Origin of the sequence: Streptomyces sp. NPDC060002, assembly GCF_042737245.1 — a bacterium.
GTDB lineage: Bacteria > Actinomycetota > Actinomycetes > Streptomycetales > Streptomycetaceae > Streptomyces.
Map to the genome: position 1 here is coordinate 1 of NZ_JBHWUW010000075.1, position 25444 is coordinate 25444.

16 protein-coding genes, 1 tRNA gene and 1 riboswitch are annotated in these 25444 nt (G+C 72.7%); of the genes, 8 read left to right on the forward strand and 9 right to left on the reverse strand.

Translation table 11 applies throughout. From position 1 onward, the window contains the following. Positions 1-368: 368 nt before the first annotated feature. Positions 369-935, reverse strand: coding sequence for a MarR family winged helix-turn-helix transcriptional regulator (locus tag ACFWBD_RS37630; RefSeq protein ID WP_385677416.1), 567 nt, complete (start codon positions 933-935; stop codon positions 369-371). Between the two features lie 188 nt (positions 936-1123). Here ACFWBD_RS37630 and ACFWBD_RS37635 point away from each other — a divergent pair, with 188 nt between their 5' ends. Further along, a complete protein-coding gene (locus ACFWBD_RS37635; RefSeq protein ID WP_385677419.1) occupies positions 1124-2383 on the forward strand; it encodes an MFS transporter in 1260 nt (419 codons plus the stop codon). Between the two features lie 127 nt (positions 2384-2510). Here ACFWBD_RS37635 and ACFWBD_RS37640 read toward each other — a convergent pair whose 3' ends face one another. Both ACFWBD_RS37640 and ACFWBD_RS37645 read right to left on the reverse strand, forming a co-directional pair. Continuing rightward, positions 2511-4163 (reverse strand): SpoIIE family protein phosphatase, encoded by a 1653-nt coding sequence (locus tag ACFWBD_RS37640; RefSeq protein WP_385677422.1) that lies wholly within the window; start codon positions 4161-4163, stop codon positions 2511-2513. Between the two features lie 260 nt (positions 4164-4423). Further along, a complete protein-coding gene (locus tag ACFWBD_RS37645; protein WP_385677425.1) occupies positions 4424-5803 on the reverse strand; it encodes an NAD(P)/FAD-dependent oxidoreductase in 1380 nt (459 codons plus the stop codon). A gap of 381 nt (positions 5804-6184) precedes the next feature. Here ACFWBD_RS37645 and ACFWBD_RS37650 point away from each other — a divergent pair, with 381 nt between their 5' ends. Both ACFWBD_RS37650 and ACFWBD_RS37655 read left to right on the forward strand, forming a co-directional pair. Then, positions 6185-6952: a TetR/AcrR family transcriptional regulator gene (locus ACFWBD_RS37650; RefSeq protein WP_385677428.1), complete on the forward strand. Its 768-nt coding sequence runs from the start codon at positions 6185-6187 to the stop codon at positions 6950-6952. Between the two features lie 318 nt (positions 6953-7270). Next, positions 7271-9289 (forward strand): sigma-70 family RNA polymerase sigma factor, encoded by a 2019-nt coding sequence (locus ACFWBD_RS37655; RefSeq protein WP_385677431.1) that lies wholly within the window; start codon positions 7271-7273, stop codon positions 9287-9289. Here ACFWBD_RS37655 and ACFWBD_RS37660 read toward each other — a convergent pair. Beyond that, positions 9276-12662 carry a BTAD domain-containing putative transcriptional regulator gene (locus ACFWBD_RS37660; protein WP_385677434.1) on the reverse strand — a complete coding sequence of 1129 codons (3387 nt, stop codon included), beginning with the start codon at positions 12660-12662 and terminating at the stop codon, positions 9276-9278. The two genes, ACFWBD_RS37655 and ACFWBD_RS37660, sit on opposite strands and share 14 nt — an antisense overlap. A gap of 58 nt (positions 12663-12720) precedes the next feature. Beyond that, on the reverse strand, positions 12721-14841 hold the full coding sequence (locus ACFWBD_RS37665) for an asparagine synthase-related protein (RefSeq protein ID WP_385677437.1): 2121 nt from the start codon (positions 14839-14841) through the stop codon (positions 12721-12723). 706 nt (positions 14842-15547) lie between these two features. Between ACFWBD_RS37665 and ACFWBD_RS37670 the strand changes: the two genes are divergently transcribed. The 4 genes from ACFWBD_RS37670 to ACFWBD_RS37685 all read left to right on the forward strand — a co-directional run bounded on the left by ACFWBD_RS37670 (position 15548) and on the right by ACFWBD_RS37685 (position 20893). Next, complete coding sequence (locus tag ACFWBD_RS37670; RefSeq protein WP_385677439.1) at positions 15548-16972, forward strand: MFS transporter; 1425 nt, start codon at positions 15548-15550, stop codon at positions 16970-16972. A gap of 81 nt (positions 16973-17053) precedes the next feature. Then, on the forward strand, positions 17054-18271 hold the full coding sequence (lhgO, locus tag ACFWBD_RS37675; RefSeq protein WP_385677478.1) for an L-2-hydroxyglutarate oxidase: 1218 nt from the start codon (positions 17054-17056) through the stop codon (positions 18269-18271). Positions 18272-18435: 164 nt separating this feature from the next. After that, a complete protein-coding gene (gene trmB, locus ACFWBD_RS37680) occupies positions 18436-19278 on the forward strand; it encodes a tRNA (guanosine(46)-N7)-methyltransferase TrmB (protein ID WP_385677442.1) in 843 nt (280 codons plus the stop codon). A gap of 109 nt (positions 19279-19387) precedes the next feature. Beyond that, positions 19388-20893, forward strand: coding sequence for a PrsW family intramembrane metalloprotease (locus ACFWBD_RS37685; RefSeq protein ID WP_385677481.1), 1506 nt, complete (start codon positions 19388-19390; stop codon positions 20891-20893). Positions 20894-20909: 16 nt separating this feature from the next. Here ACFWBD_RS37685 and ACFWBD_RS37690 read toward each other — a convergent pair whose 3' ends face one another. From ACFWBD_RS37690 to ACFWBD_RS37705, 4 genes are all read right to left on the reverse strand, one after another. Then, positions 20910-21854 (reverse strand): aldo/keto reductase, encoded by a 945-nt coding sequence (locus tag ACFWBD_RS37690; protein WP_385677445.1) that lies wholly within the window; start codon positions 21852-21854, stop codon positions 20910-20912. Positions 21855-22007: 153 nt separating this feature from the next. After that, positions 22008-23030: a M23 family metallopeptidase gene (locus tag ACFWBD_RS37695; RefSeq protein ID WP_385677448.1), complete on the reverse strand. Its 1023-nt coding sequence runs from the start codon at positions 23028-23030 to the stop codon at positions 22008-22010. A gap of 7 nt (positions 23031-23037) precedes the next feature. Further along, positions 23038-23206, reverse strand: a riboswitch (cyclic di-AMP (ydaO/yuaA leader). 313 nt (positions 23207-23519) lie between these two features. Further along, a tRNA-Met gene (locus tag ACFWBD_RS37700) sits at positions 23520-23593 on the reverse strand. A gap of 71 nt (positions 23594-23664) precedes the next feature. Continuing rightward, complete coding sequence (locus ACFWBD_RS37705) at positions 23665-24792, reverse strand: dihydrofolate reductase family protein (RefSeq protein ID WP_385677451.1); 1128 nt, start codon at positions 24790-24792, stop codon at positions 23665-23667. A 54-nt stretch (positions 24793-24846) separates the two neighbouring features. Between ACFWBD_RS37705 and ACFWBD_RS37710 the strand changes: the two genes are divergently transcribed. Beyond that, entirely contained in the window at positions 24847-25362 is a 516-nt protein-coding gene (locus ACFWBD_RS37710; RefSeq protein ID WP_385677454.1) for a MarR family winged helix-turn-helix transcriptional regulator, read from the forward strand. Positions 25363-25444: the final 82 nt, after the last annotated feature.

The following is a 25444-nucleotide window of genomic DNA, read 5'->3' on the forward strand; positions in this document are numbered from 1 at the left end:
CTTTCCAGGTTCCCGCTTTCGCGTTTCCCTTTCCGGCGGTTCCGACTCTATCAGATCCTTTCGGCGCTGATTCCCAGTCAGAGGGGGCTTGTCTTTCCGGCTGTTGGGCCGTTCCGACGTCTCAAACCTTAGCGGATCCGCTCGGCAGTTCCTAATCGGGCTGCCGACCCCAAATCGAATTGAATTCGGGCACGCCGAATTCGATCCCGTTGGGAGATCGTGCTGGTGGTTTGTAGTGCCGCTACTGCGGCGGAGGTGCTGTCGGAGAACCGTTACGTCTCCCCGGCAACCCGAAGAACTCTACGGACCCTGGATGGGGATGTCAACCACCCCTGTCAAGATCTTTTGATCGACCCGGTGCGGGTGGCTCAGTCGAGGTCGCTGAGCCGGCCGCCGGCGTCCGGCTGAGCGTGCTCCACCCGGCGCAGGAGCCTGGTCAGGACCTCACCGAGGACCGCCCGCTCGTCCGCGGAGAGGTCCTGGAGGAGATCCTCCTCGAAGACCGTCGCCATGCGCATCGCCTGCAGCCACTTCTCGCGACCCTCGGGCATCAGCTCGACGATCACGCGCACGCGGTTGGACTCGTCCCGCTCCCGGGTCACCAGTCCCTCGGCGACCATGCGGTCGATCCGGTGGGTCATCGCGGCCGGCGTCAGGCCGAGGCGCTTGGCCAGATCGCTGGGGCCCAGGCGATAGGGGGCACCGGAGAGGACCAGGGCCTTGAGGACCTCCCACTCGGCGTTGCTGATGCCGAGGTCCGCGGTCTGGCGGCCGTAGGCGACGTTCATCCGGCGGTTGAGGCGGGAGAGCGCCGAGACGATCTTCTCCACCTGGGGGTCGAGATCCTGGAACTCGCGCTGATAGGCCGCGATCTGCTCTTCGAGGGTCGGCTCGCCGCCGTTGCCGGTGCCGACCGTGCCGGGGGTGTCGCCCATGGGCGCAAGTATCGCACGGAGCTCGTTCGCATTGAAGTTCTTCGACGTGTACAGTTTCGCTTCTAACTTTAGCTTCGAAGTCTTCGGCACTAAGTACTGAGGCAGTGGAAGTACTGACGCTGCTCCGATCCGGTACCGACGACGACTACCTGAGAGAGGTGAACGTGACCAGGGCGAGGGGCGCAGCGATGCGCCGGATCCACGTGGGCAACGCACTCAGCGCGTTCGGGCTCGGCTTCACCGTCCCCTACCTGTACGTCTATGTGGCGCAGGTGCGGGGACTGGGTGCCATGACGGCGGGGCTCGTCCTCGCCGTCTTCGCCGTGGCCGCGCTGATCGTGCTGCCGTTCGCCGGTAGGGCGATCGTGCGGCGCGGTCCCTCGCCGGTCCTGCTCACCGCCCTGGTCACCGCCGCTCTGGGAGCGCTGAGCCTGGGGCTCGCCGGCAATGCCACCGCCGTACTGGCCGCCGCGGCCGCGCTCGGTGCCGGGCAGGCCGTGATGCAGCCGGCGCTGGCGACGATGATCGTGGACTGCTCGACCACGGAGAACCGGTCGCGTGCGTTCGCGACGCAGTTCTTTCTTCAGAACCTCGGGCTCGGGGTGGGCGGGCTGATCGGCGGGCATCTCGTCGACACCTCGCGCGTGTCCTCGTTCACGCTGCTGTTCGCCATCGAGGCGGCGATGTTCCTGCTGCTGGCCGTCGTGATGTCGACCGTGCGGCTGCCGCACGCTCCGAGTGTCGGGGACGCCCCGCAGTCCGCCGGGGGCAGCTGGAAGCGGTTGCTCGGCAACCGGGCCATGGTGCAGCTGTGTGTGCTGGGCTTCGTGCTGTTCTTCGCCTGTTACGGACAGTTCGAGTCGGGGCTGAGCGCGTACGGGGTGGAGGCCGCCGGGATCTCGACGTCCGCGCTCGGGACCGCGCTCGCCGCCAACACCGCGATGATCGTGGTCGCGCAGTTCGCCGTGCTGAAGGTCGTCGAGCGGCAGAAGCGGTCCCGGGTGATCGCGGCCGTGGGGCTGATCTGGGCCGTCGCGTGGGTCGTCGCCGGGTACGCGGGGCTCGGCCACGGCAGTCGGGAGATGGCGACGGCCGCGTTCGTGTCGACGTACGCGCTGTTCGGGCTGGGTGAGGCGATGCTGTCGCCGACGGTCGCGCCGCTGGTGGCCGATCTGGCGCCGGCCGGTCTCGCGGGGCAGTACAACTCGGCGTTCGCCCTGGTGAAGCAGCTCGCGCTGGCCGTCGGGCCGGCGGTGGGCGGGCCGATGGGGGCCTCTCTGCACGCGCCGTACATCGTGACGTTCCTGCTGTTCTCGCTGGGGATCACCTGTCTGGCGCTGCGGCTGGGGCGGCAGCTGACCGCCGTGCAGGATCAGCCGTGGCTGGTGCGGAAGCGGGTGGTCGCGCGAGGTGGCGCGGTGGCGGAGCCGGTGGCCGCCGAGGCGTGAGGCGGGTGTGGGAGGCGGTCGTCGTCCGTGAGGGCGGCGGCCGCCTTTCGTGTCGGCGGGCGGCCGTGACTCGTCCGCGGCGCGCTCCCCGTCGCTCCGGTTGTCACGACTGTTGTCACGGCGCTTGTCACTGCTGAGGCTTCGGCAGGACGAATTCGCACCACACCGCCTTTCCGCCGTCCGGGGTACGGCGGCTGCCCCAGTGGGAGGCGATCGTCGCGACGATGGCGATGCCTCGGCCGGACTCGTCGCCCGGTTCGGCGCGGCGGCGGCGCGGGAGGTGGTCGTCGCCGTCGGTGACCTCGATGATCAGGCGGCGGTCGGTGCGGCGCAGCCGCAGCCGCATGGGCGGGGTGCCGTGCTGGAGGGAGTTGGCGACGAGTTCGCTGGCGGCGAGGACGCCGAGGTCGTGGAAGTCGGGCGGGAAGCGCCAGCTGGTCAGGACACCGGAGGCGAAGGCACGCGCGCGTGGGGCCGCCTCGACGCCGCCGAGGAGCTCCAGGGCCGCGTTGCGGAACAGCTCGCCGTCGGGGCCGGTGCGGGCCGGGTGCTGGAGGACCAGGACTGCCACGTCGTCGTCGTGGTCGGCGGTGACGCCGGCCGAGCGGACGAGGCGGTCGCAGACGACCTGGGGGGTGCCGGTGGCGCCGGAGAGCGCGCGCTCCAGGGAGGCGATGCCTTCGTCGAGGTCTTCGTCCCTGCGCTCGACCAGGCCGTCCGTGTAGAGGACGGCCGTCGAGCCGGGGCCGAGCGGGATCGAGCCGGAGGCGTGCATCCAGCCGCCGGTGCCCAGGGGCGGGCCTGTGGGTTCGTCGGCCCGCAGGACGGTGCCGCTTTCGTCGCGGACCAGGATGGGCAGGTGGCCGGCGGAGGCGTACACCAGTCGGCCCTCGTTGGGGTCGTGGATGGCGTACACGCACGTGGCGATCTGGTTGGCGTCGATCTCCGCGGCGAGGCCGTCGAGGAGCTGGAGGATCTCGTGCGGGGGCAGGTCGAGACGGGCGTACGCGCGGACCGCCGTGCGGAGCTGGCCCATGACGGCTGCCGCGCGGACGCCTCGGCCCATGACGTCGCCGATGACGAGGGCGGTGCGGCCGCCGCCGAGGGTGATGACGTCGTACCAGTCGCCGCCGACCGCGGCCTCGGTGCCGCCGGGCTGGTAGGTGGCGGCGATGCGCAGGTCGTCGGGCTCCTCGAGCTCCTGGGGGAGGAGGGAGCGCTGGAGGGTGACGGCGGTCTCGCGCTGACGGCGTTCACTCGTTCTGAGGCGTTCGGCGGCCTCGGCGTGGTCGGTGACGTCGGTGGCGAAGATCAGGACGGTGCCCTTGCCGTTGTCCTCCGCGGCCGGGGTGCAGGTGAAGGTGTAGGAGCGGCCGTCGGGGGCCTTGCGGGACTTCAGGGTGCGGGGCTTGCCGCTGCGCAGGGCCTGGTCGAGGAGGGGCATGAGGCCGAGGTCGCGGAGCTCGGGGAGCGCCTCGGCGGCCGGTTCGCCGCAGGGGCGTACGCCGAAGGCCGCCGCGTAGGCGTCGTTGACGTAGGCGAGGCGGTGGTCGGGTCCGTGGACGAGGGCGACGAGGGCCGGGACGCGGTCGATGACCTCACGGACCGGGAGTTCGTCGACGGCGGGCACCGGGGGCGGCTCGTCGGTGAGTCGTTCGGCGCGGGCCGCGGGTACGGAGCCTTCGCTCCGCCGGTCCGTGGTGGTGACCGGGTGCTCGGCTCGCGCGGCGGCGCGGCGCTGCGTTCCGGGGAGCCGGGCGCTCCAGCGCGTGAAGTTCACGAATCCTTGCCTCGTGTAGTCGTCGGCGGCCCGGCTCCGGGCCCGGCCTGGGCTGCGGTGGCCGCGCGGCGGTGGCCGCACATTGATACAGCACCCGGGATGTGGAGCACGTGGAACGGCCTCGTGGGTCGGGGGGCGGGTGGTGGCCCGCCGGGAAGGGCTCGGGAGGGACTGGAGCAGGGAGCAGTCTGGCAGTGTGGCCGCCGTCAGGGCCGACATTCGTCAGACGTGGGGGCGGTCGGTCGAGTTCCTGGATCCGGTCAGGACGACCCCTTCGGGTCGCCGGCAGACTCGTCAGAAGGCTTTCCACCGGCAGCGAGTTCGAACTCCGCGCGGGGATGTTCGAGGGATCCCAGGGAAACGATCTCCCGTTTGAAGAGCCCGGAGAGGGTCCATTCGGCGAGCACGCGTGCTTTGCGGTTGAAGGTGGGCACGCGGCTGAGGTGGTACGCGCGGTGCATGAACCAGGCCGGGTAGCCCTTGAGCTTGCGCCCGTAGACGTGGGCGACGCCCTTGTGGAGGCCGAGCGAGGCGACCGCGCCGACGTACTTGTGGGAGTACGGGTGGAGGGGTTCTCCGCGCAGCGAGCGCGCGATGTTGTCGCCGAGGACCTTGGCCTGGCGGACGGCGTGCTGGGCGTTCGGGGCGGTCTCCTTGCCGGGCTCGTCGGCCATCACGTCGGGGACGGCGGCGGCGTCTCCGGCCGCCCACGCGTGCGTGACGCCGTCGACGGTCAGCTGGGGGGTGCATTTCAGCCGACCTCGCGCGTTCAGCGGGAGGTCGGTGGCGGCGAGGAGCGGGTGGGGTTTCACGCCGGCGGTCCACACGACCGTACGGGTCGGGAAGCGGGCGCCGTCGCTGAGGACGGCGATGCGGTCGGCGCAGGACTCCAGGCGGGTGTCGAGGCGTACGTCGATGTTGCGGCGGCGCAGTTCACTGACGGTGTAGCGGCCCATGTCGGCGCCGACCTCCGGCAGGATCCGGTCGGAGGCCTCGACCAGGATCCACTTCATGTCCTCGGGCTTGACGTTGTGGTAGTAGCGCGTGGTGTAGCGGGCCATGTCCTCCAGCTCGCCGAGCGCCTCCACGCCCGCGTAGCCGCCGCCGACGAAGACGAAGGTGAGGGCGGCGTCGCGGATCGCGGGGTCGCGGGTGGAGGAGGCGATGTCCATCTGTTCGATGACGTGGTTGCGCAGCCCGATGGCCTCCTCGACGGTCTTGAAGCCGATGGCGTGGTCGGCCAGGCCGGGGATGGGCAGCGTGCGGGAGACGGAACCGGGCGCGAGGACGAGTTCGTCGTACGTCAGCTGCTGCGGGCCGGTGCCCTCTTCGTCGGTGGCGAGGGTGGTGAGGGTGGCGCTGCGCTTGGCGTGGTCGACGGCGGTGACCTCGCCGACCACGACCCGGCAGTGCGGCAGGACGCGGCGCAGGGGCACGACGACGTGCCGGGGGGAGATGGAGCCCGCGGCCGCCTCGGGGAGGAAGGGCTGGTAGGTCATGTACGGGTCGGGTGTGACGACAGTGATCTCGGCCTCGCCCCGGCCGAGTTCCTGTTTCAGCTTCTGCTGGAGCCGCAGGGCCGTGTACATCCCGACGTAGCCGCCGCCGACAACGAGAATGCGCGCACGTTCCTTCACCATCCCATGACGCACCGGACGCCGGAGTTTGTCCACAGCCCCGACAATTTGTGTGACCGCGAGTCGGGTGTGCGCAGGGTTGGCCGAAACACCGGAGTGTGGGGCAGGAGTGCAGGTCAGCGGCTGTGCGCCGGGGTGCGGGAAGGGGTGCAATCGGGATGTATGCGACCCGTACTCCGATCGGGGGGCGCTCCGTGCGGAACCTGCCCCTTCTGAATTGACTCCCACTCAACTATGTTCGTGTGTCGACGGGGTGTCAGGGGGAAGTGCTCTGCGGGTCTGCGACGGGTGGGCCCGGGGAGGCCGTCCCCTGTGTTCCACGCCCCCGACTTTCGATGGCGGGGAGAGTCTCCGGGGGGAGACGTCATTACCGGGGGAACATTCATGCACACTCACAACTCGCATTGGTCGTCCACGTCGGCCCTGTCATCAGGCGGCGTGGTCGGTACGCCGGTGGGCAACGGACGTGGAGAAGGCGCGCGGACGGCACCACTGCGCGTGGACGCACAGCGCAATCTGGAGCATGTACTGCGGGCGGCGCGCGAAGTGTTCGGCGAGCTGGGTTACGGCGCGCCGATGGAGGACGTGGCGCGCCGTGCGCGGGTCGGGGTCGGCACGGTGTACCGGCGCTTCCCGAGCAAGGACGTCCTGGTGCGGCGGATAGCCGAGGAGGAGACGTCCCGGCTGACCGACCAGGCGCGGTCGGCGCTCGGCCAGGAGGACGAGCCGTGGTCGGCGCTGTCGCGCTTCCTGCGGACGTCCGTGGCGTCCGGCGCCGGGCGGCTCCTGCCGCCGCAGGTGCTGCGGGTCGGCGTCGCGGAGGACGACGGCGAGGGCGTGCCGGCCGACGAGGCGCGGGTGCCGCAGCAGCGGTCCCAGCCGGGCGGCGGCGAACTGCGGCTCGTCGCGGGCGACGGCACGACGGCCGCTGTCGACGACGCCGGAGCGGCGGCGCTGCTCGAGGTCGTGGGGCTGCTGGTGGACCGGGCACGGGAGGCGGGCGAACTGCGCACCGACGTGTCGGTGTCGGACGTGCTGCTGGTCATCGCGACGGCGGCGCCCTCGCTGCCGGATCCGGCTCAGCAGGCGGCGGCTTCGGCGCGGCTGCTGGACATCCTGCTGGAGGGCCTGCGGTCGCGTCCCTCCTCGTGAGGGGCGGGGCCGGCAGTGTCGGCGGCTTTGGGACGGGTGGCTCGAAAGGGTGACGGTGGGGTGGGGGGTACCGCGTGACCCTCACCCCGCCCACCGTACCGAGCATTCGCGACATTTCGGATAGGCGGCTCAACTGCTTTCCGCAGCACGGCAGTTGAACCTTCCCCGTACGGGTGAAAGCTAGTACTGGATTGCGTCAGGTCCCCACGGACGAGTGGACGGCTCTTCCCCACGGAGGTCCTGGCCAAAAGCCAATATGGCACTCTGACCCGGTGGTCAGGACTGGTTGGGCTGGGCCGGCGGCGGGGGCTTTCCGCGATGAGTGTTGACGGTGGGGACGAGTCGCTCGGCCCGTCCGGGGACGGTGACACGGAGGCCGACGGCCTGACCTCACCGCAGGTGCCGAGCCAGGGCCGACGCGCGAGGGGGTTCCTGGGCGGTCCGACGAGCGGTCCGACGGCCGGCAGCCCGGGGGATCCGCCGGTACGTCCGCCGGTACGTCCGCTCGACGACCCGTCCGAGGGCAGCGTTCCGGCACAGCGCGAGCGGCGAACCGAAGTCGTCCTGCCGCCGTGGGACCTGCCGCCGGCCGACACCGACCTGATCGGCCGGATGCGCTCGGGCGACGACACTGCGTACGAGGAGCTGTACCGGCGTCACGCCGACGCCGTACGCCGCTACGCCCGTACCTGTTGCCGGGACGCGCACACCGCCGACGACCTCACCGCCGAGGTCTTCGCCCGCATGCTGCAGGCGGTGCGCAGCGGCTCCGGACCCGAATACGCCGTCCGCGCCTACCTCCTGACCTGCGTCCGGCGGGTGGCCGCCGACTGGACCCGGTCTGCGAAGCGGGAGCAACTCGTCGACGACTTCGCGGTGTTCGCCACGCAGTCCGCCCGCTCCTCCGAAGTCGCCGACGACACGGTGTCCAGCGGCTCCTTCGGAGCGGGCCTGGACCTGGGCGCCGATGTGCGCGCGATGCACGAGGCCGAGCAGTCCATGGCCATGCAGGCCTTCCGCTCGCTGCCCGAGCGCTGGCAGGCGGTGCTGTGGCACACCGAGGTCGAGGACGAGTCGCCGAGCGAGGTCGCCATGCTCTTCGGCCTCGACGCCAACGGCACGCGCGTGCTCGCCAGCCGCGCCCGTGAGGGCCTCAAGCAGGCCTACCTCCAGGCCCATGTCAGCGCCACCCTCACCAGCGACGAGGAGTGCGCGGGCTACGCCGACCAGCTCGGCACCTACGCCCGCCGCAGGCTGCGCACCCGCGCCGAACGGGGGCTGCGCAAGCACCTGGAGGAGTGCGCCAAGTGCCGGCTGGCCGCCCTGCAGATCGAGGAGGTCGCCAGCAGCATCCCCGCCGTCGTGCCGGTCGCGGTCATCGGCTGGTTCGGCGCCGCCGGGTACGCCAAGGCGGTGGCGCTCATCGCCGGTGGTGCCGGAGCGGGGGCGGCGGGCGTCGCGGGCGCGGCGGCCGCGGCCGGCGGGTCCTCGGGCGGAGCGGGCGCCGGTGGCGGAGCGTTGGCCTCGGAGGGGCTGGGCGCCCCCGTGAAGGCCGGGATCGCGGCCGGTGTGGTCGCGGTGGCGGCCGCCGCGGTGGCCCTCGCGCTCGTCGGCCACGGCGGTCCCGCGAAGCAGCCCGAGGCCCGGACCCCGGCGTCCGCGCCGGCGCCGGTCGCGCAGCCCGAGGAGCCGACACCCGCGCCGACGCCGACGAAGGAGCCCGAGCCGGAGCCTCCGGCGATCGTCCCGGCGGCCGCCCCGACACCGACCCGCGCCGTCGAGTCGACGCCCACGCCGACGCCGGCCCCCACGGCCAGCCCGACCCCCACTCCCGTCCCGAGTCCGACGCCCACCCCGACCCCCACGCCGACACCGACTCCGGCGCCCACGCCCCCGCCCGCCCCGGCCGTCTATCCGCTGAGCGAGCTGTCCTTCGACGTCGGCGGGGACGGAACCGGACCCGAGATCCGGCTCGGCGGCAGCAGCTGGGTGTGGCAGCGGTACGGCCTGTCCATCGCGGAACGGCGGTACGAGCGCGGGGTGACCGTGCACGGCGACTCCTCCGTCACCGTCGACCTCAACCGGGCGTGCACCTCCTACGACGCGTTCGTCGGCGTCGACGACCTGACGATGAAGCTCGGCGCGGTCTCCTTCGCGGTCTACGCCGACGGGCGCCGGGTCTGGGTGTCCGGGGTGATCAGGGGCGGCGACCCGGCCGTGCCCGTCCATGTGAGTCTCGTCGGCCGCACCACCGTGCGTCTGGTGGTCGAGCCGCACAGCGGCCTCGACTCGGTGGCGCTCGCGGACTGGGCGGAGTCCGGGTTCACCTGCTCGTAGGCGCCCGCGCGGTCACGGCCGGCGGCCCGGCCGGGTGGTCGCGCACGCTGTCCGTGAGCTCGCGCAGGGCGTCGGTCACCGTCAGAGGCGTGCCCAGGACGCGCTCGGCCGCGTACCGCCCGGCGCCCAGGGCGGCGCGGGCCGCGGCCTCGGCCAGCTCGGCCTTGGCGCGCTGCGGGGCGGGGCGCGGGTGGGGGCCGCGCAGGGCGTCGGCGGCCGCGAGGAGACGGGTCGCGCGCGGGTGGTCCCCGAGCCGGGTCAGCAGGTCCGCCGCGCCGTCCAGGATCGACGAGGTGACCGCCTCGGCGCACTGGTCGGCCACCGCCTGGCGCAGCGTGTCGGCGAGCATCGGCAGGCCGTGCTCCGGGCCGGACTCGGCGGCGGTGAGGTCCGCGTCGAGCATGTTCAGCGCCGCCACGAACTGGGGCGGCGGGGCGCCCGGCCCGGCCGCCACGCGAACCTCGTCGCAGAGCAGGCGCGCAGGTGCCACCTGCCCCTCCTGCAGCGCGATGTGGGAGCGCAACAGGAGGACGAACGCCCGGACGTCGGGCACGCCGTAGCGGTCGGCGGCGCTGTTCGCCTCGTCCAGCGCGGCTCGGGCGCCCTCGACGTCGCCCGAGCGGTAGGCGATCTCCCCGAGCCGGGCGATGAGGAACGGCGACTCGGCGTACGCCCCGACCTCGTAGGCGAGCCGCAGCGCCTCGCGGTACTCCCGCTCCGCCTCCGTGAAACGGCCGCGCGCCATCTCCGCCTCGGCGGCCGCGCCGCACACCTGGGCGCGCATCCAGCGGTCACCGACGCGCAGGCTGAGCACCCGCAGCTCCGCCAGGTCGTCGTCCACGCCGTGCAGTCCGCCGGGTGAGTCGACGACCATGTGGGTGCGGAACATCAGGGCGCAGCCGAGCTCCCAGTCGCCGCCGTGGACACGGCAGTTGTCGACCATCCGGTCCAGGACCCCCCGGACGTCCACGATGTCGCGCATCTGGAAGGCCGTCAGCGGCCAGAGCAGGCCGGGCATCCGCGCCGCCCGGGGGCCGCCCGGCTCGTAGTCGGCGCGCAGGCGGACCAGGTACTCCTGGTAGCGCGGGTCCGCCACGGGGTCCTTCGGATCGGACTCCGAAAGCAAGAACACGTTCAGCATCCGCAGGTTCATCCGCTGCGCGTGCCGGGGGTGGGCGTCCTGCGTGGCGGCCGATGTGTTGAGCAGGGCGTCGACGGGGTCGAGCGCGGCCATACGCGCGGTGAGGTCGGCGACGGTGAACGCCACCTCGGGCGCAGGTTCGCGGAGGGTGTCCAGGACGGCGCCCAGGCGCAGGGTCCGGTCGCACCACTCGGCGCCCTCGCGGCGGTAGTTGCGCAGCCACCAGAACCAGCCCGTGGCGAGGCAGAGGGCGGTGGCCTCCTCCTCGTCGCCCGCCGTGTGCGCGCGCTGGAGGGCCACGCGGATGTTGTCCAGTTCGGTCTCCAGGCGGGCGATCCAGCGGAGTTGCCCGGCGGAGCGCAGCAGTGGGTCGGCCCGCTCGACGAGCGCGCGTACCCACGCGCGGTGGCGTCGGCGGGCCGCCGCGCGGCACCGGGGGAGCTCGGCGGCGCGTTCGCCGGCGTACTCGTGGATCGTCTCCAGCATGCGGTAGCGCATGCCGCCCCCGCCGCCCCGCTCGCACGGCGCGGCCACGACCAGGGACTTGTCGACGAGCGCGCCGACGAGGTCCGCGACCGGGCCGGTGCACACGGCTTCCGCCGCCTCCAGGTCCCAGCCGCCCGCGAACACGGACAGCTCGCGCAGCAGTGTGCGCTCCGGTTCGTCGAGCAGGTCCCACGACCAGTCGACGACGGCACGCAGGGTCTGCTGGCGGGGCAGGACCGTGCGGCTGCCCGAGGTGAGGAGGCGGAAGCGGTCGTCGAGGCGGTCGGCGATCTGGCGCGGGGTGAGCAGCCGGAGCCGGGCGGCGGCCAGTTCGATGGCGAGCGGCAGTCCGTCCAGCCGTCGGCAGATCTCCGCTATCGCCTCCTCGTCCCGCAGGGCGGCCGGCGCGTCGGGCCGGGCGGCGGTCGCGCGCTCGGTGAAGAGGCGGTGCGCCTGGTCGGGGAGGAGGGGCTCGACCGGGCGGACCGACTCACCGGGGACGCCCAGGGGTTCACGGCTGGTGGCGAGGATCGTGAGCCCGGGGCAGCGGGTGAGGAGGGTCTCGGCGAGGGTGGCGGCCGCGCCGATGACATGTTCGCAGTTGTCAAGGATCAGGAGTTGGCTGCGCGGGGCGCAGTACTCGACGAGCAGGGCGACCGGGTCGTCCTGCGGGGCCGCCAGCTCGGTGGTCATCAGGACGGTCTCGCGCAGACCGAGGGCACTGACCACCGCGCCCGGCACCCCCTCCGGCCGGTCGAGCGGCGCCAGCTCGGCCAGCCACGCCTGTGGGAGCGCGGCGGCTGCTTCCTCGGCGAGACGGGTCTTCCCGGAGCCGCCCGGTCCGGTGAGCGTGACGAGGCGGGCCCTGTGCAATTCGGAACGGATGGCGTCGAGCTCGGGTTCCCGGCCCACGAAAGAGGTAAGTCGCGGACGGATGTTGCCGGTGCGCTCGGGGAGTTGGAGCGGAGTGCGGCGCGTGGGCGCATCCGGTTCGGAGCCGTGCGCCGATGGGGCGCCGTGGGTCGGTTCCGGGCGGTCGAGGAGCTCGGTGTGCAGGGCGCGCAGGTGCGGGCCCGGATCGGTGCCGAGGCCGTCGGCGAGGGTGCGGCGGGCGGTCTCGTACGCGGCGAGGGCGTCGGCTTCGCGGCCGGTGTCGCGCAGGGCGCGGATGAGGAGGGCGTGCAGCGGCTCGTCGTACGGGTGCGCCGCGGTCAGTTCCGTCAGGCGCGGTACGGCTTCGCGGGCGCGGCCGAGGAGGAGGTCCGCCTCGGCGCGGGCGCGGGTGGCCTCCAGCCGGAGGGCCTCGGGGCGGGTGGCCGCGGTGCGGTCGGGGAGGTCGGCCAGGGCGGGGCCGCGCCACAGGGCGAGGGCGTCGTCCAGGGCGCGGGCGGCGGTGGGCGCGTCCCCCCGACGCAGCGCTTCATCGCCCTGGCGTACGAGTCGTTCGAAGACGAAGAGGTCGACGTCGTCCTCGGTCGCGGCGAGGCGGTACCCGCCCGGGGCGGAGGTGACGCTGTCCTTGCCGACGGCACGGCGGAGACGGCCGATCAGGGCCTGGAGGGCGGCCGGGGCGTCCTGGGGCGGGTCCTCGGCCCACACCTCGTCGATGAGGGTCTCCGGGGCGGTGAGACGGCCCGGGCGGAGCGCCAGGGCCGTGAGGAGGGCGCGGAGCCGGGGGCCGGGGACGGATACGGCGGTGCCCTGGCCGTCCGCTGTCTGGGTGACGCCCAGAATTCTGTACCGCACCGGTTCATTGTCACCGAGGGCGAGGCGTGGGGCACGGGGTTTGTGGGCGGTGCGTTCCTCACCCGCCGGAGGAGACCGCCCGTCTCTGGGGAGCGATGCCCGCCGGTACCGCACGCGCGCGTGCCGGTGTGCCCGTCCAGCAGGTGCCCCTGCGGGACAGCAGGCGGCGGAGCCAGAGTTCCAGGGAGACCAGGTCGGCCAGGCCGTCCAGGGGGAGGGGTTCGCCCGCCGCGGCGGCCCGGAGCGCCTTGCGGACCACTCTCGCCTCGATCAGGCCCGCCTCCGCGAGGAGAGGGGCTTCGAAGAGGGTGAGGAGGGGGTCCATGGCCATGCGCAGGCCCGCCCGGGCCGCCGCGGTGGCGGACGCCTGGGAGGGGGCGCCCCAGCCGGGCGGGAGGTCGGTGACGCCGGCGCCCTTCAGGACGGTGCGCAGGATCGCGGCGCGTGCCCCCGGTTGCACGCGCAGGGTCTCGGGGAGCGCGCGGCACGCGCGCACGACCTGGTTGTCGAGGAACGGCGCGTGCAGCCGCTGGGAGCGGATCTCGGCGGCCTGTTCCAGGACACGCAGGTCCATGGCGTGCCGGGCGAGGGCCGCACGGGCCCGGTAGTCGCCCGGACGCTGGCCGGGACCCACGCCGGTACGGTGCGCGGCCCCCTGGAGGCGAACCGATACTTCAGCCAGCGCCTCGCCCGTCAGCCAGCGCGCGGCCGGACCCGCGCCGCCCCAGGTGAGGGCGGCCAGGGACGCCCCTACCGCGCCTGAGGGGTCGTCGGAGTTGAAGCTGCGGTGCAGGAGGCGTTCGGCCAGGCCCTCCACGCCCGCGCGGTACGGCGTACGGGCCAGTCGGCGGGCCGCGCCGTACACGCGCGCGGGGACGAGCACCGAACCGTCGGCCTTCGTCAACGCCGCCACCGGACGCACCAGATGACGGCGTTTGCGGTCCATCAGCAGGTCCGCGAGGCGGGCCGGGTGCGCGTCCAGCACCTGCCGGGCGCCGTAGCCCGTGAAGTGGTCCGCGCTGCCCGCCGCGAGGCGCGCCCGGTGCCGGGCGGCCGTGACCAGGCTCTGGCCGGGTTCGTCGGTCAGCGGGCCGTCCAGGTCGGCGTACGGCAGTGCCTCCTCGCCGCCGGCCACCACGACGTGGTGCAGGCGCGGGTTGGCCGCGAGGGTGCCGGCCCGTTCCAGCTCGGCCTCGCGTCCGCCGACGGCCAGGTCGTTGAAGGTGACGGCCAGCAGCCGCTCCCCCGCGCCCGTGCCGTGCCCCAGCAGCGTGCCCGGCATGCCGGGCAGGCCCGCCGCCAGGAGCGCCAGCGTGCCGGAGGCCGGACCGCCGGAGAGGTCGGCGCCGATGCCCGGAACGGGCATCCCGCGCGCGGCGCGCCGTTCCGCGGGCCCCATGCCGGGCACCGGGCCGGGGTCGATGTCGGGGACGTGCCGGGGCGCGGTCAGACGCGCGCGTACCGCTTCGATGAGCGCGTCGCGTACGGCGCCGACGGCGCTGTCCGGGTCGGCGGGGGGCGCCGCCACGGCGAGCGAGGCGACCGGTTCGTACCCGGCGACCTCACGGGCCCCGGTGCGAAGGATCAGCGCGTGCCCCGGCGGAATGCGGTGTACGCCGTCGTACGGAGTGGAGTCGTGCAGGGCGGCCGGTACGTCGGGGGCGGCGAGGAGCGCCGCCAGGTGACCGAAGTCGAGGTTGGCCTCGATGAGGTCGGCCAGCGGCAGCGCGGCCGTGGCGTACGCCGTGCCACCGGCCCAGGGAGTGTGGAACACCGGGCGCGCGCCCGCCAGATCGCCGCAGACGGTGATGCGCCGGCCGACCTGGACGATCGCCGTGTAGCTGCCCGACCAGGCCGTCAGATGCCGAAGTGCCCCTCCGCGCGCGGCGAACAGTCCGACGCGCAGTTGTTCGTCGGTCGCGCCGCAGGTGCCGAGGACCGCGACCCGGGTCTGGGCGTCGGCCTTCACCACCCGCACCTCGTCGGGGCGCCAGTCGCCGACGGCCCACAGCGGATCGGGGTCGCCCCACAGGAGTTGGGAGCCGACCGGGTGCAGGGTCTCGCCGTCGTGGCCGAACCGCCCGCCGTACGTCGCGTCGTCGTCGTGACGGCCGTCGTAGCCCCCGGATCCGCCCAGCGCGCCCGTGGCGGTGCTGCTCCATCCCACCAACCACCGCATGGACGCCTCCACAGGCTGTGGACAACCGAGTGCACCGCACGAACGGTTCACCATGCTGCCACGAAGAACGCGCCGCAGAAGGAGGCGGCGCCGCTCGCGATCCGGGGACTGCGCCCGCGTCAACTCGGCGGCGCCTCTGGGGGAGTCCCTGCGCACCCCGGCGTCTGCGACGTGAATGCGCCCCCGGTACGCTCCCCCAAGACGCCCTGCGCGCCCTCGATTTCCATGGTGGGAGGCGTTGTCCCCCACAGAACAGAGGGTCGATTTTCGGCCAAATCCCCGTTGTGTGACGCGCGTCGCGAACGTCCCGCGCAGGCTTCGCACACGCTCCGTACACACGCGCGTGCTGTGTAAGGCTCGCGCCGGCCCGGGAGACGGACGCCGTCTCCCGGACCGTTCCGCCGCCCGCGGGGATGTAGGCGGCGGTGTCCCCCAGCCCACTGGATCCAGTACAGCGGGCCGACCCACGCACGGCCCATGGAACCGCTCCCGCGGTGGCCGGAGAAGAGCGCACGGCCGGGCGCACGGCCACACAGCGGGAGCACGCGGCGACGGTCCGTACCTGCGCCCGGACTTACGTACGGACCACAATCCCGCCAACCGGAAGAATGCCCCTTAACGCTTGGGATGCGGCGAACTACGCTGGGTTTACGAATGCCGCATGGTTATGCCAGCGCGGCAGCCGTCTGTGTCGAGGGGTGGCGCAATGTCCAGGGAGCAACGCGGGCCGAACGAAAAACTCGGCGCCGTTCTCGCCCTCGCGGGAATCAGCAACGCAGGACTCGCGCGACGCGTCAACGATCTTGGCGCTCAACGCGGGTTGACTCTTCGCTACGACAAGACGTCCGTGGCGCGCTGGGTGTCGAAGGGCATGGTGCCGCAGGGCGCCGCGCCCCACCTCATCGCGGCCGCCATCGGCCAGAAGCTCGGCCGCCCGGTGCCGCTCCATGAGATCGGCCTGGCCGACGCGGATCCCGCACCCGAGGTGGGCCTCGCCTTCCCCAGGGACGTCAACCAGGCCGTGCGCTCGGCCACGGAGCTCTACCGACTCGACCTGGCCGGCCGCCGGGCCGGGTCCGGGGGCATCTGGCAGTCGCTGGCCGGATCGTTCGCAGTAAGCGCATACGCGACACCCGCCTCACGGTGGCTGATAACCCCGGCCGACAGTTCGGTGGCCCGCGACGTACACCTCGTGGAGGAGTCGGGCGCACCGCACAAAGTCGGCCACAGCGATGTACAGAAGCTGCGGGAGGCCGCCGAGGACGCCAGACGCTGGGACTCCAAGTACGGCGGCGGCGACTGGCGTTCGTCCATGGTGCCCGAGTGCCTGCGGGTGGAGGCGGCGCCGCTGCTGCTCGGGTCGTACTCCGACGAGGTCGGCCGGGCCCTGTTCGGGGCGAGCGCCGAACTGACGCGGCTGGCGGGGTGGATGGCCTTCGACACCGGTCAGCAGGAGGCCGCGCAGCGCTACTACATCCAGGCGCTGCGGCTGGCCCGCGCGGCGGCCGACGTACCCCTCGGGGGCTATGTCCTGGCCTCCATGTCCCTCCAGGCCACCTACCGCGGCTTCGGCGACGAGGGGGTCGACCTCGCGCAGGCGGCCCTGGAGCGCAACCGGGGGCTGGCCACGGCCCGCACGATGAGCTTCTTCCGGCTCGTCGAGGCACGTGCGCACGCCCGCGCGGGGGACGCGCAGGCCGCCGGAGCGGCGCTGAAGGCCGCCGAGGGCTGGCTGGAGCGGTCCCGTGACGGCGACCACGACCCGTCCTGGCTCGGCTTCTACTCCTACGACCGTTTCGCCGCCGACGCCGCCGAGTGCTACCGCGACCTGAAGGCGCCGCGTCAGGTGCGGAGGTTCACCGAGCAGGCGCTGTCGCAGCCGACGGAGGAGTTCGTCCGGTCGCACGGGCTGCGGCTCGTCGTCTCGGCGGTCGCCGAACTGGAGTCGGGGAACCTCGACGCCGCCTGCGCGCAGGGCGTGCGGGCCGTGGAGGTCGCCGGGCGCATCTCCTCCGCCCGCACCACGGAGTACGTCAAGGATCTGCTGCATCGGCTGGAGCCCTACGGCGACGAACCCAGGGTGGTGGAACTGCGCGAGCGGGCCCGGCCCCTGCTGATGACTCCGGCGTAGGGCGCGGCGCGGGAGCGGCATGACGTCCGCCCCGGGTTTGAAGGCACTGTCAGTGGCGCAGTGCACTATCGAAGCCGGGAGGTGGTGCACGTGCCGAAGATCGCTTACGACTGTGATGTGCTCGTGGTCGGCGGTGGCATCGTCGGGCTGTCCACGGCGTATGCGATCACGCGCGCCGCGCCGGGTACGCGGGTGACGGTGCTGGAGAAGGAGCCGGGGGTGGCCCGGCACCAGACGGGGCGCAACAGCGGGGTCGTCCACAGCGGGATCTACTACCGGCCGGGATCGCTGAAGGCCCGGTACGCGGTGCGGGGCGCGGCGGAGATGACGAAGTTCTGCGCGGAGTACGGCATCGCGCACTCCGTCACCGGCAAACTGATCGTCGCCACGGACCGGGCGGAGCTGCCCCGGCTGCACGCGCTGGTGCAGCGCGGCCGGGAGAACGGGATTCCGGTACGGGAACTGGGCGGCCCCCAGATCGCGGAGTACGAGCCCGAGGTCCGGGGGCTCGCCGCGATACGCGTGCGGACGACGGGGATCTGCGACTACACGGCCGTCGCACGGCAGCTGGGCCGGGCCTCCGGGGCGGACATCCGGTACGGCGCGCGGGTCGTGCGGATCGACCGGCGGCCGGAGCGCGGGGTGGCCGTGCTCACCGCGCGCGGGGACGTCGTACGGGGGCGGGTGCTGGTGAACTGCGCCGGGCTGTACTCCGACGAGGTGGCCCGGCTGACGGGGGACGAGCCCGAGGTACGGATCGTGCCGTTCCGGGGCGAGTACTACGAGCTGGCACGGCCGGAGCTGGTGCGCGGGCTGGTGTATCCGGTGCCTGATCCGGCGTTCCCGTTCCTCGGCGTCCATCTGACCAGGGGGATCGACGGCGGCGTGCACGTCGGCCCCAATGCCGTGCCGGCGCTGGCCCGGGAGGGGTACGGCTGGGGCGTCGTACGGCCCCGCGAGGCGATGGCGACGGCGGCCTGGCCCGGGGTGTGGCGGATGGGCCGGCAGCACTGGCGGTACGGGGTCGGGGAGCTGCGGCGGTCGGTGTCGAAGGGCGCGTTCGTGGACGCGGTGCGCCGGCTGCTGCCGGCGGTGGAGGAGGGGGACCTGGTGCGGGCGGCGGCCGGAGTGCGGGCGCAGGCGGTACTGCGGGACGGCACTCTGGTGGACGACTTCCTGATACGGGAGGGGCCACGGGCGGTCCATGTGCTGAACGCGCCCTCACCGGCGGCCACCGCCGCACTCCCGATCGGACGGGAGGTGGCCCGCCGGGCCCTGGGAGCACTGGCCGACGCGTGAGCGGTCGGGACGGCGCTCACACGGGGCCGGCCGTCGAGTGCCGGGCTCACGGGCGCGGCCGACGCGTGAGCGGTCGGGACGGCGCTCACACGGGGCCGGCCGTCGGGTGCCGGGCTCACGGGCGCGGCCGGCACCTGGAGCGGACCCGTAAAATCGACTCCACTGTGTCTGATTCCGTGAGTACCCCCGAAGTCCCCCAGCCCTTTCCCGGTGGCGAGCACCACCCGGGCGAGTCCGTTCGGCACACCCGGGCCAAGGGGGAGCCCCGGTTCCCCGACGGGCCCAAGGCCGATCCCGCCGGGTCGCACTTCGAGCGGCGGATCCGGAGTTTCCAGCCCCGGCGCAGCCGGGTGACGGCCGGGCAGGCGGACGCGTTGCAGCGGCTGTGGGCCAAGTGGGGACTCGACATCGACGGGCACTTCGTCGACCTCGCCGAGCTGTTCGGCGACGACCGTCCCGTCGTCCTGGAGATCGGCTTCGGCATGGGCGAGGCGACCGCGCAGATGGCGGCCGCCGACCCGGACACCGGCATCCTCGCGGTGGACGTGCACACGCCCGGCCAGGGAAATCTGCTCAACCTCGCGGACCGCACCGGGCTGACCAACGTCCGGGTGGCCAACGGTGACGCGATCATCCTGCTGCGCGAGATGCTGCCGGCGGACTCGCTCGACGGGCTGCGGGTCTACTTCCCCGACCCCTGGCCGAAGAAGCGCCACCACAAGCGGCGCCTGATCCAGCCCGAGTTCCTCGACCTGGCCGCGACGCGACTGAAACCGGGCGCGACCGTGCACTGCGCCACGGACTGGGAGCCGTACGCCGAACAGATGCTCGAGGTGCTGACCGCGCACCCCGGCTTCGAGAACACCCGGGCCGACGGCGGGTTCGCGCCCCGGCCCGAGTTCCGGCCGCTGACCCGTTTCGAGGGACAGGGGCTGGACAAGGGTCACGTCGTGAACGATCTGCTCTTCCGTCGCGTACAGCATCCCGTCCAGGCAGGGGATCGCTGACCGGCCAAAGGATCAGCGAGGAGATCAGCCAGGAGATCGGCCGAGCGATCACCGACCGACCTCCCCCTCCACCACAGTCCCCTCCCTCGTTAGGGTCGATGCCGTGGCCATCAGTCCTCTGTTTCCGCCCCGTCCGCCGCATCCCGGCGGCGCACCCGAGGACGGTGTGCTCCGGCACGCTCACTGGTGGCACCGCAGGTGGGTGCGGTACGGGGCGCTGATCACCCTGCTCACGCTGTCCGGCCTGGTCATCCTCGCGCTGGTGCGCGAACAGACCGGTACGGAAGGATTCCTGGTCGGGCTCGGGCTCGCCGTGCTGCCCGTGCCGCTGCTGGTCGCCGCCTTCCGGTGGCTGGACCGGGTCGAGCCCGGACCCTGGCGGAACCTGGTCTTCGCCTTCGCCTGGGGCGCGTGCGCGGCGGCGCTGATAGCCATCATCGCCAACAGTTTCGCGACCCGGTGGATAGCCACCGCGACCGCCGACCCGTCCGGCGCGGACACCCTCGGGGCGACCGTCATAGCGCCGATCGTCGAGGAGTCCGCGAAGGCCGCCGCCGTCCTGCTGGTGTTCCTCTTCCGCAGGCGGGACTTCACCGGGATCGTCGACGGCGTGGTCATAGCCGGGGTCACCGCGACCGGCTTCGCCTTCACCGAGAACATCCTCTACCTCGGCACCGCCTTCGGCACCGACCAGCTCACCGGCGACACCGGCATCGCCTCCGTCACCGCCGCGACGTTCTTCGTACGCGTCATCATGTCGCCGTTCGCGCACCCCCTGTTCACCGTCCTGACCGGCATCGGCTTCGGCGTCGCCGCCCTGTCCGGCGAGCGCCAGCACCTGCGGCGCGTGCTGGTCCCGCTGTGCGGGCTGCTCCTCGCGATGGGCATGCACGCCCTGTGGAACGGCTCCTCGTCGTTCGGCGAGTTCGGCTTCTTCGCGGTGTACGCGGCGTTCATGGTGCCCGCGTTCGGGCTGCTGACCTGGCTGGTGGTGTGGACGCGGCAACGCGAGCTGCGCACCGTACGCGAGGAGCTGCCCGCCTACGCGGCCGCCGGCTGGCTCACCCCGGCCGAGCCGTTCGCGCTCGGCTCCATGCGGGCCCGGCGGCTGGCCCGGGAGTACGCCGGCCGCCACCTCGGCAAGCCGGCGGCGCGGGAGGTGGCGCGGTACGAGGCGTACGCGACGTCCCTCGCGTTCCTGCGGCACCGCGGCCGGCGAGGCCGGGCCGGCGCCGACTTCCTCGTACGCGAGCGGGAGTTGCTCAACGAACTGTGGAGGCGCAAGGACGTCGCCCGGCCCGCGCTGGACCACGCGGCCCGGATGACGGCCCCGCCGGTACGGGTGGCCGCGCCGCCCTGGCCGGTGTACGGGGTGTACGGGTACGGCCGGGGTCCGGCCCACGGCCAGGGCCACACCGCCGGATTCGGGCACCCGTCGGCGCCGGTGTACGGAAGTCCGCCCATGTACGGGAATCCGACGGTGTACGGGAGTCCGCCGGGGCCGTCGTACGGATACGGGTACGGCTACGGGCACCCCGCAGCACACGGCCACGGGAACGGCCCCCAGAACGGGTATCCGGCAGGGCCGTACCCCGCTCCCCACCCGCGCCAGTAGGCCGGGCCGAGGCAGGTCAGGCCGAGGCCCGGGTCAGCCGGGCGAGCTCCTCCGCCGTCAGCTCCAGCCGTGCCACCCCCAGCAGCGCCGGAAGCTGCTCGACCGTCCGCGCGGAGGCGATCGGCGCGGCCACCGTCGGCTGCGCGGCGAGCCACGCCAGGGCGACCGTGGGGATCTCGGCGCCGTGGGCCTGGGCGATCTCGTCCAGGGCGGTGAGGACGTCGCGGCCCCGCTCCGTGTCGAGGTGCTTGGCGGCGCCGGCCGCGCGGGCGCTCTGCACGGTCGTGCCGGGCCGGTACTTGCCGGTGAGGAAGCCGGCGGCGAGCGCGAAGTACGGGACGGCGGCGAGGCCGAAGCGGGCGGCGAGGTCCTGGAGGCCGCCCTCGTAGGTGTCGCGGGAGACCAGGTTGTAGTGGGGCTGGAGGGCGACGTACCGGGCCAGGCCCTCGCGGTCGGAGAACTCCAGGGACTCCCGGAGCCGCTCGGGCGAGATGTTGGAGGCGGCGATGTGCCGCACCTTGCCCGCCCGCACCAGCTCGTCGAGCGCGCCGATGATCTCCTCGACGGGCACCTCGGGCTTGTCGAAGTGCGTGTAGTAGAGGTCGATGTGGTCGGTGCCCAGACGGCGGAGCGAGGCGTCGGCGGCGGCCTTGATGTTGTCGGCGGTCAGACCGGGGAACTCGGGGTGCTGGCTCACCTTGGTGGCGATCACGACGTCGTCGCGGTTGCCCCGGGCCTTCACCCACCTGCCGATGATGGTCTCGGACTCACCACCGCTGTTTCCCTCGATCCACGCCGTGTAGGAGTCGGCGGTGTCGACGAAGTTGCCGCCCGCGGCCGCGTAGGCGTCGAGTACGGCGAAGGAGGCCGTCTCGTCGGCGGTCCAGCCGAAGACGTTGCCGCCGAGGGAGAGCGGGAAGACCTCGAGGTCGGAGGAGCCGAGCTTGCGAAGAGAAGTCATGCTTCGTCTCAACGGGCGCCGACGGCCCGCCCATTCCGGGCGTGACGCGAAGAACATGTGAACGGCGCCTGTGGACGGCACGGACGGCAGCCCCGACGCGGAGGGCGTCGGGGCTGCCGGGGTGGATCAGGGTGTCCTCGGGAGAGGAACCGGTCAGGGGTTGAGGCCCTTGCCGCGCAGCCAGGCCGCCGGGTCGATGCCGTCGGCGCTGCCGTTCGGGTGGACCTCGAGGTGGAGGTGGGCCCCGGTGACGTTCCCGGTCGCGCCCACGCGGCCGATCACATCACCGGTGGCGACCTTCTGGCCGACACTGACGCTGATCGACGACTGGTGGCAGAACCACAGCTCGGTGCCGTCGTCCAGAGTCAGGATGGTGCGGTAGCCGTAGGAACCGGCCCAGCCGGCCTCGGTGATGGTGCCGCTGTGGACGGCCTTGATGAGCGTGCCCGTCGGCGCGGCGAAGTCCAGACCCGTGTGGTAGCCGGAGGACCAGAGGGCACCGGCCTGGCCGAAGGTCGAGGTGATGGTGTACGAGGAGGTCGGCAGCGTGTACTGCTTGGCCAGCTCGGCCAGGCGCGCGGCCTCGGCCTTCGCGGCGGCTTCCTCGGCGGCCTTCTTCTTGGCGGCGGCGGCCTTGGCCTCCGCCTCCTTCTCGGCCTTGGCGGCGGCGTCGGACTCGGCCTTGGCCGCGGCGGCGAGGGCCTTGACCTCGACCTGCGACTGCTGTGACTCGGCCTGCGCCATGATCCGGCTGCGCAGTGCCTCGCCGGCGTCGGCTGCGTTCTCCTCGGTGTCCACGGCGGCTTCGGAGCCGAAGCCGGCGAGGGCCGGGGCGGTTTCCGGGGCGGGCTCGTCGTCGGAGATGAGCGAACCCACGTTGGGCAGGTCCGGCATCGAGATCGAGACGGGCGCCTTGCCGGTGTTGGCGCTGGCCATGCCACCCGCGCTGACGGCGGCTATGACGCCGACGCCGAGGACGGTGGAGCTGCGGGCGAATCCGCCGCCGCGCTGCTTGGCGACGCGGTGCTTGCCGCGTACCGGGCGAGTGGACTCCGCGGTGGGGTTCCACTCCTCCCAAGGGCCCTCGTCGGTGCGGTAGCCGCCGTAGCCGAAGGTCTCGGTGGACCGCTGGCTGGGGGCGTAAGGGGCCTCGGGGGCAGGCGGGTTGGACGCCACGCGGGCGCACTCCTTTCCTTCCGTCGCCTACCGGGTTAGCTGACGGGTTCGGAGCGGGAAGGTCTCCTACGCGCGTATACCGGTCGTGGACTCTGCGAGTTCACGAAGGCTTCCGCGTGATTCACCCCAAGGTGGTGGTTCCCCGGTTCCCTTGCGGGATTCGGCACGTGCCGCACGGAGCCGACTCTGGTGCCGGCTGGGACGACCGCGCTGCGTTATCGAACGTTAATAGACCCGGGGGTGGGTTTCCAAGCTGTTCCTCTTGATCAACAACATTTCCGGCCTGGACTTTTGGGCCAGCAGCGGTGAAAAACGGGCGAGTTGACCGCGCCTCGACATTCCCCGGAAACGCTTCATCAGTCACGGAAGTTTTGATGGTGACCCAGTCGTTATGCGCAGGGCGGTCGTCCGGTCACCAAGAGTGAGGGAGCGGTCGACGAAAAGACCGAAGGCCGGAGCCCTTTCGGATTCCGGCCTTCGGTTCATCAGTAGCGGGGACAGGATTTGAACCTGCGACCTCTGGGTTATGAGCCCAGCGAGCTACCGAGCTGCTCCACCCCGCGGCGATGAACACAACTGTACGCCATCAGCGGGGCAGAAAGCACATCGGTTGATCCACGGGGCCCCGGCGGCCTCAGAGGAGGTGGCGGTTCGGCTCCTTCGCCCGCTCCTCGTGCTCCGGGAGCACGAGGACGTCGACGCCCTGGGCCGTGAGCAGACCGGTCCCGTCCGCCTCCGTGACGAACGTGTCCGGCTCGCGCCAGGCCGTGACCACCCTGCGCAGCCCCGCGTCGAGGATGAGGCGGGCGCAGGGGGCCGGGCGGGAGGAGCGGCGGGCGCAGGGTTCGAGGCTGCTGTAGACGGTGGCCGCGGACAGCCGGGGGTCGGCGGGGTCGAGCTTCGCGAGGGCCGCCTCCTCGGCGTGCACGACCGGGTCGCCGGCCTCGCGGGAGTGGCCTCGGGCCAGCTCCGTGCCGTCGGCGGCCACGATCACCGCACCGACACTGAAGGCGGTCTCCGACGGCGGACAGTCGGCCGCGAGTTCGCAGGCGAGGGCCAGCCAGTGCCTGTCGGCTGCGGCGGGCAGCGGTCCGGCGCCGGGGGCGGTGGGCTCGTAGCGGTTCAGGACGACGTCCTCGATGCGCCGGCTCTCCACCAGGCGCAGGCGTCCGCCCTGGTAGCCGCCGGGTCCGAAGAGGCGGGGCGCGGCCGGGTCGCCCACGAAGAGCGGGGCGAGGACCAGCTGGAGTTCGTCGGCGAGGCCCTGCCGGAGCAGCTGGGTGTGGATCGTTCCGCCGCCCTCGACCATGAGGCGCCGTACCCCGCGCTCGTCGTGGAGGTGTTCGAGGAGACGGCGCCAGTCCAGTTCGGGGCCGAGCGGGACGGCGTCCGCGGCGATGCCGAGGGCGCGGACCCGTGCGGCGCCCTTCTCCGTCGTGTACACGACCTTCTCGCCGCCCGTGTGCCAGAAGTTCGCCGCCGGGTCGAGGTCGCCGGAGCCGCTGACGGTGACCTTGAGGGGGTACGGCGGCCGGCCGGCGGCCACCCGGGCGGCGCGGCGCTCGGGGGAGTTCACGAGGAGCCGGGGATTGTCGGCGCGGATGGTGCCGGCGCCGATGAGGATGGCGTCGACGGAGGCTCGTACCTCGTCGACGCGGTCGAAGTCGGCGCGGCCGGACAGGAGCAGGCGCTCGGGCGTGGTGTCGTCCAGGTAGCCGTCGAGGGACACGGCGGCGGACAGCAGGACGTACGGGTACGGCATCGACGCGGCTCCCCGGGTCTTGGTTCAAGTTTGAAACAAACCTACACTGGCTGTATGACGACTCGCTGGCTGTCCCCTGAGGAGCAGCGCGCCTGGCGCGCCTACGTCGCCGGCTACCTCCTGCTGGAGGACGCGATCGACCGGCAGCTCCAGCAGGAGGCCGGCCTGCCTCATCTGTACTACTCCATCCTCGCCAACCTCTCCGAGACACCGGAGCGGCGGCTGCGGATGACCGACCTCGCGGAGCAGCTGAAGATCACCCGCAGCAGGCTGACGTACGCGGTGACGCGCCTGGAGAAGGACGGACTGCTGCGGCGGGAGGAGTGCCGCTGGGACAAGCGCGGGACCGTCGCGGCCCTGACGGACCAGGGTATGGCGGCCTTGGAGAACCTGGCGCCCGGCCATGTCGAGACGGTCCGCTCCGCCCTCTTCGACCGGCTCACTCCCGAGCAGGTGGGGCAGCTGGAGGAGATCTTCACGCAGGTCGTGCTGGGGTTCCAGGACGGCGACGAGGCGGCCCCGCGGGAACTGCCGTGGCGCCGCCGCTCGTCGCCCTGTTCGGGAACCTGATCACCGCGGGCGCATGAGGTGCGCGCCACAATCCCGTTGCTTCAAATTTAAAGCATGGGGTAGGGTCTCGATTCGTTGGATC

Coding starts and splice junctions, on each gene's coding strand:
- ACFWBD_RS37710 (WP_385677454.1), top strand. CDS start 24,847: ATGACGACTCGCTGGCTGTCCCCTGAGGAGCAGCGCGCCTGGCGCGCC.
- ACFWBD_RS37645 (WP_385677425.1), bottom strand. CDS start 5,803: ATGGTGAAGGAACGTGCGCGCATTCTCGTTGTCGGCGGCGGCTACGTC.
- ACFWBD_RS37705 (WP_385677451.1), bottom strand. CDS start 24,792: ATGCCGTACCCGTACGTCCTGCTGTCCGCCGCCGTGTCCCTCGACGGC.
- ACFWBD_RS37690 (WP_385677445.1), bottom strand. CDS start 21,854: ATGACTTCTCTTCGCAAGCTCGGCTCCTCCGACCTCGAGGTCTTCCCG.
- ACFWBD_RS37650 (WP_385677428.1), top strand. CDS start 6,185: ATGCACACTCACAACTCGCATTGGTCGTCCACGTCGGCCCTGTCATCA.
- ACFWBD_RS37670 (WP_385677439.1), top strand. CDS start 15,548: ATGTCCAGGGAGCAACGCGGGCCGAACGAAAAACTCGGCGCCGTTCTC.
- ACFWBD_RS37635 (WP_385677419.1), top strand. CDS start 1,124: ATGCGCCGGATCCACGTGGGCAACGCACTCAGCGCGTTCGGGCTCGGC.
- ACFWBD_RS37665 (WP_385677437.1), bottom strand. CDS start 14,841: ATGCGGTGGTTGGTGGGATGGAGCAGCACCGCCACGGGCGCGCTGGGC.
- ACFWBD_RS37655 (WP_385677431.1), top strand. CDS start 7,271: ATGAGTGTTGACGGTGGGGACGAGTCGCTCGGCCCGTCCGGGGACGGT.
- ACFWBD_RS37630 (WP_385677416.1), bottom strand. CDS start 935: ATGGGCGACACCCCCGGCACGGTCGGCACCGGCAACGGCGGCGAGCCG.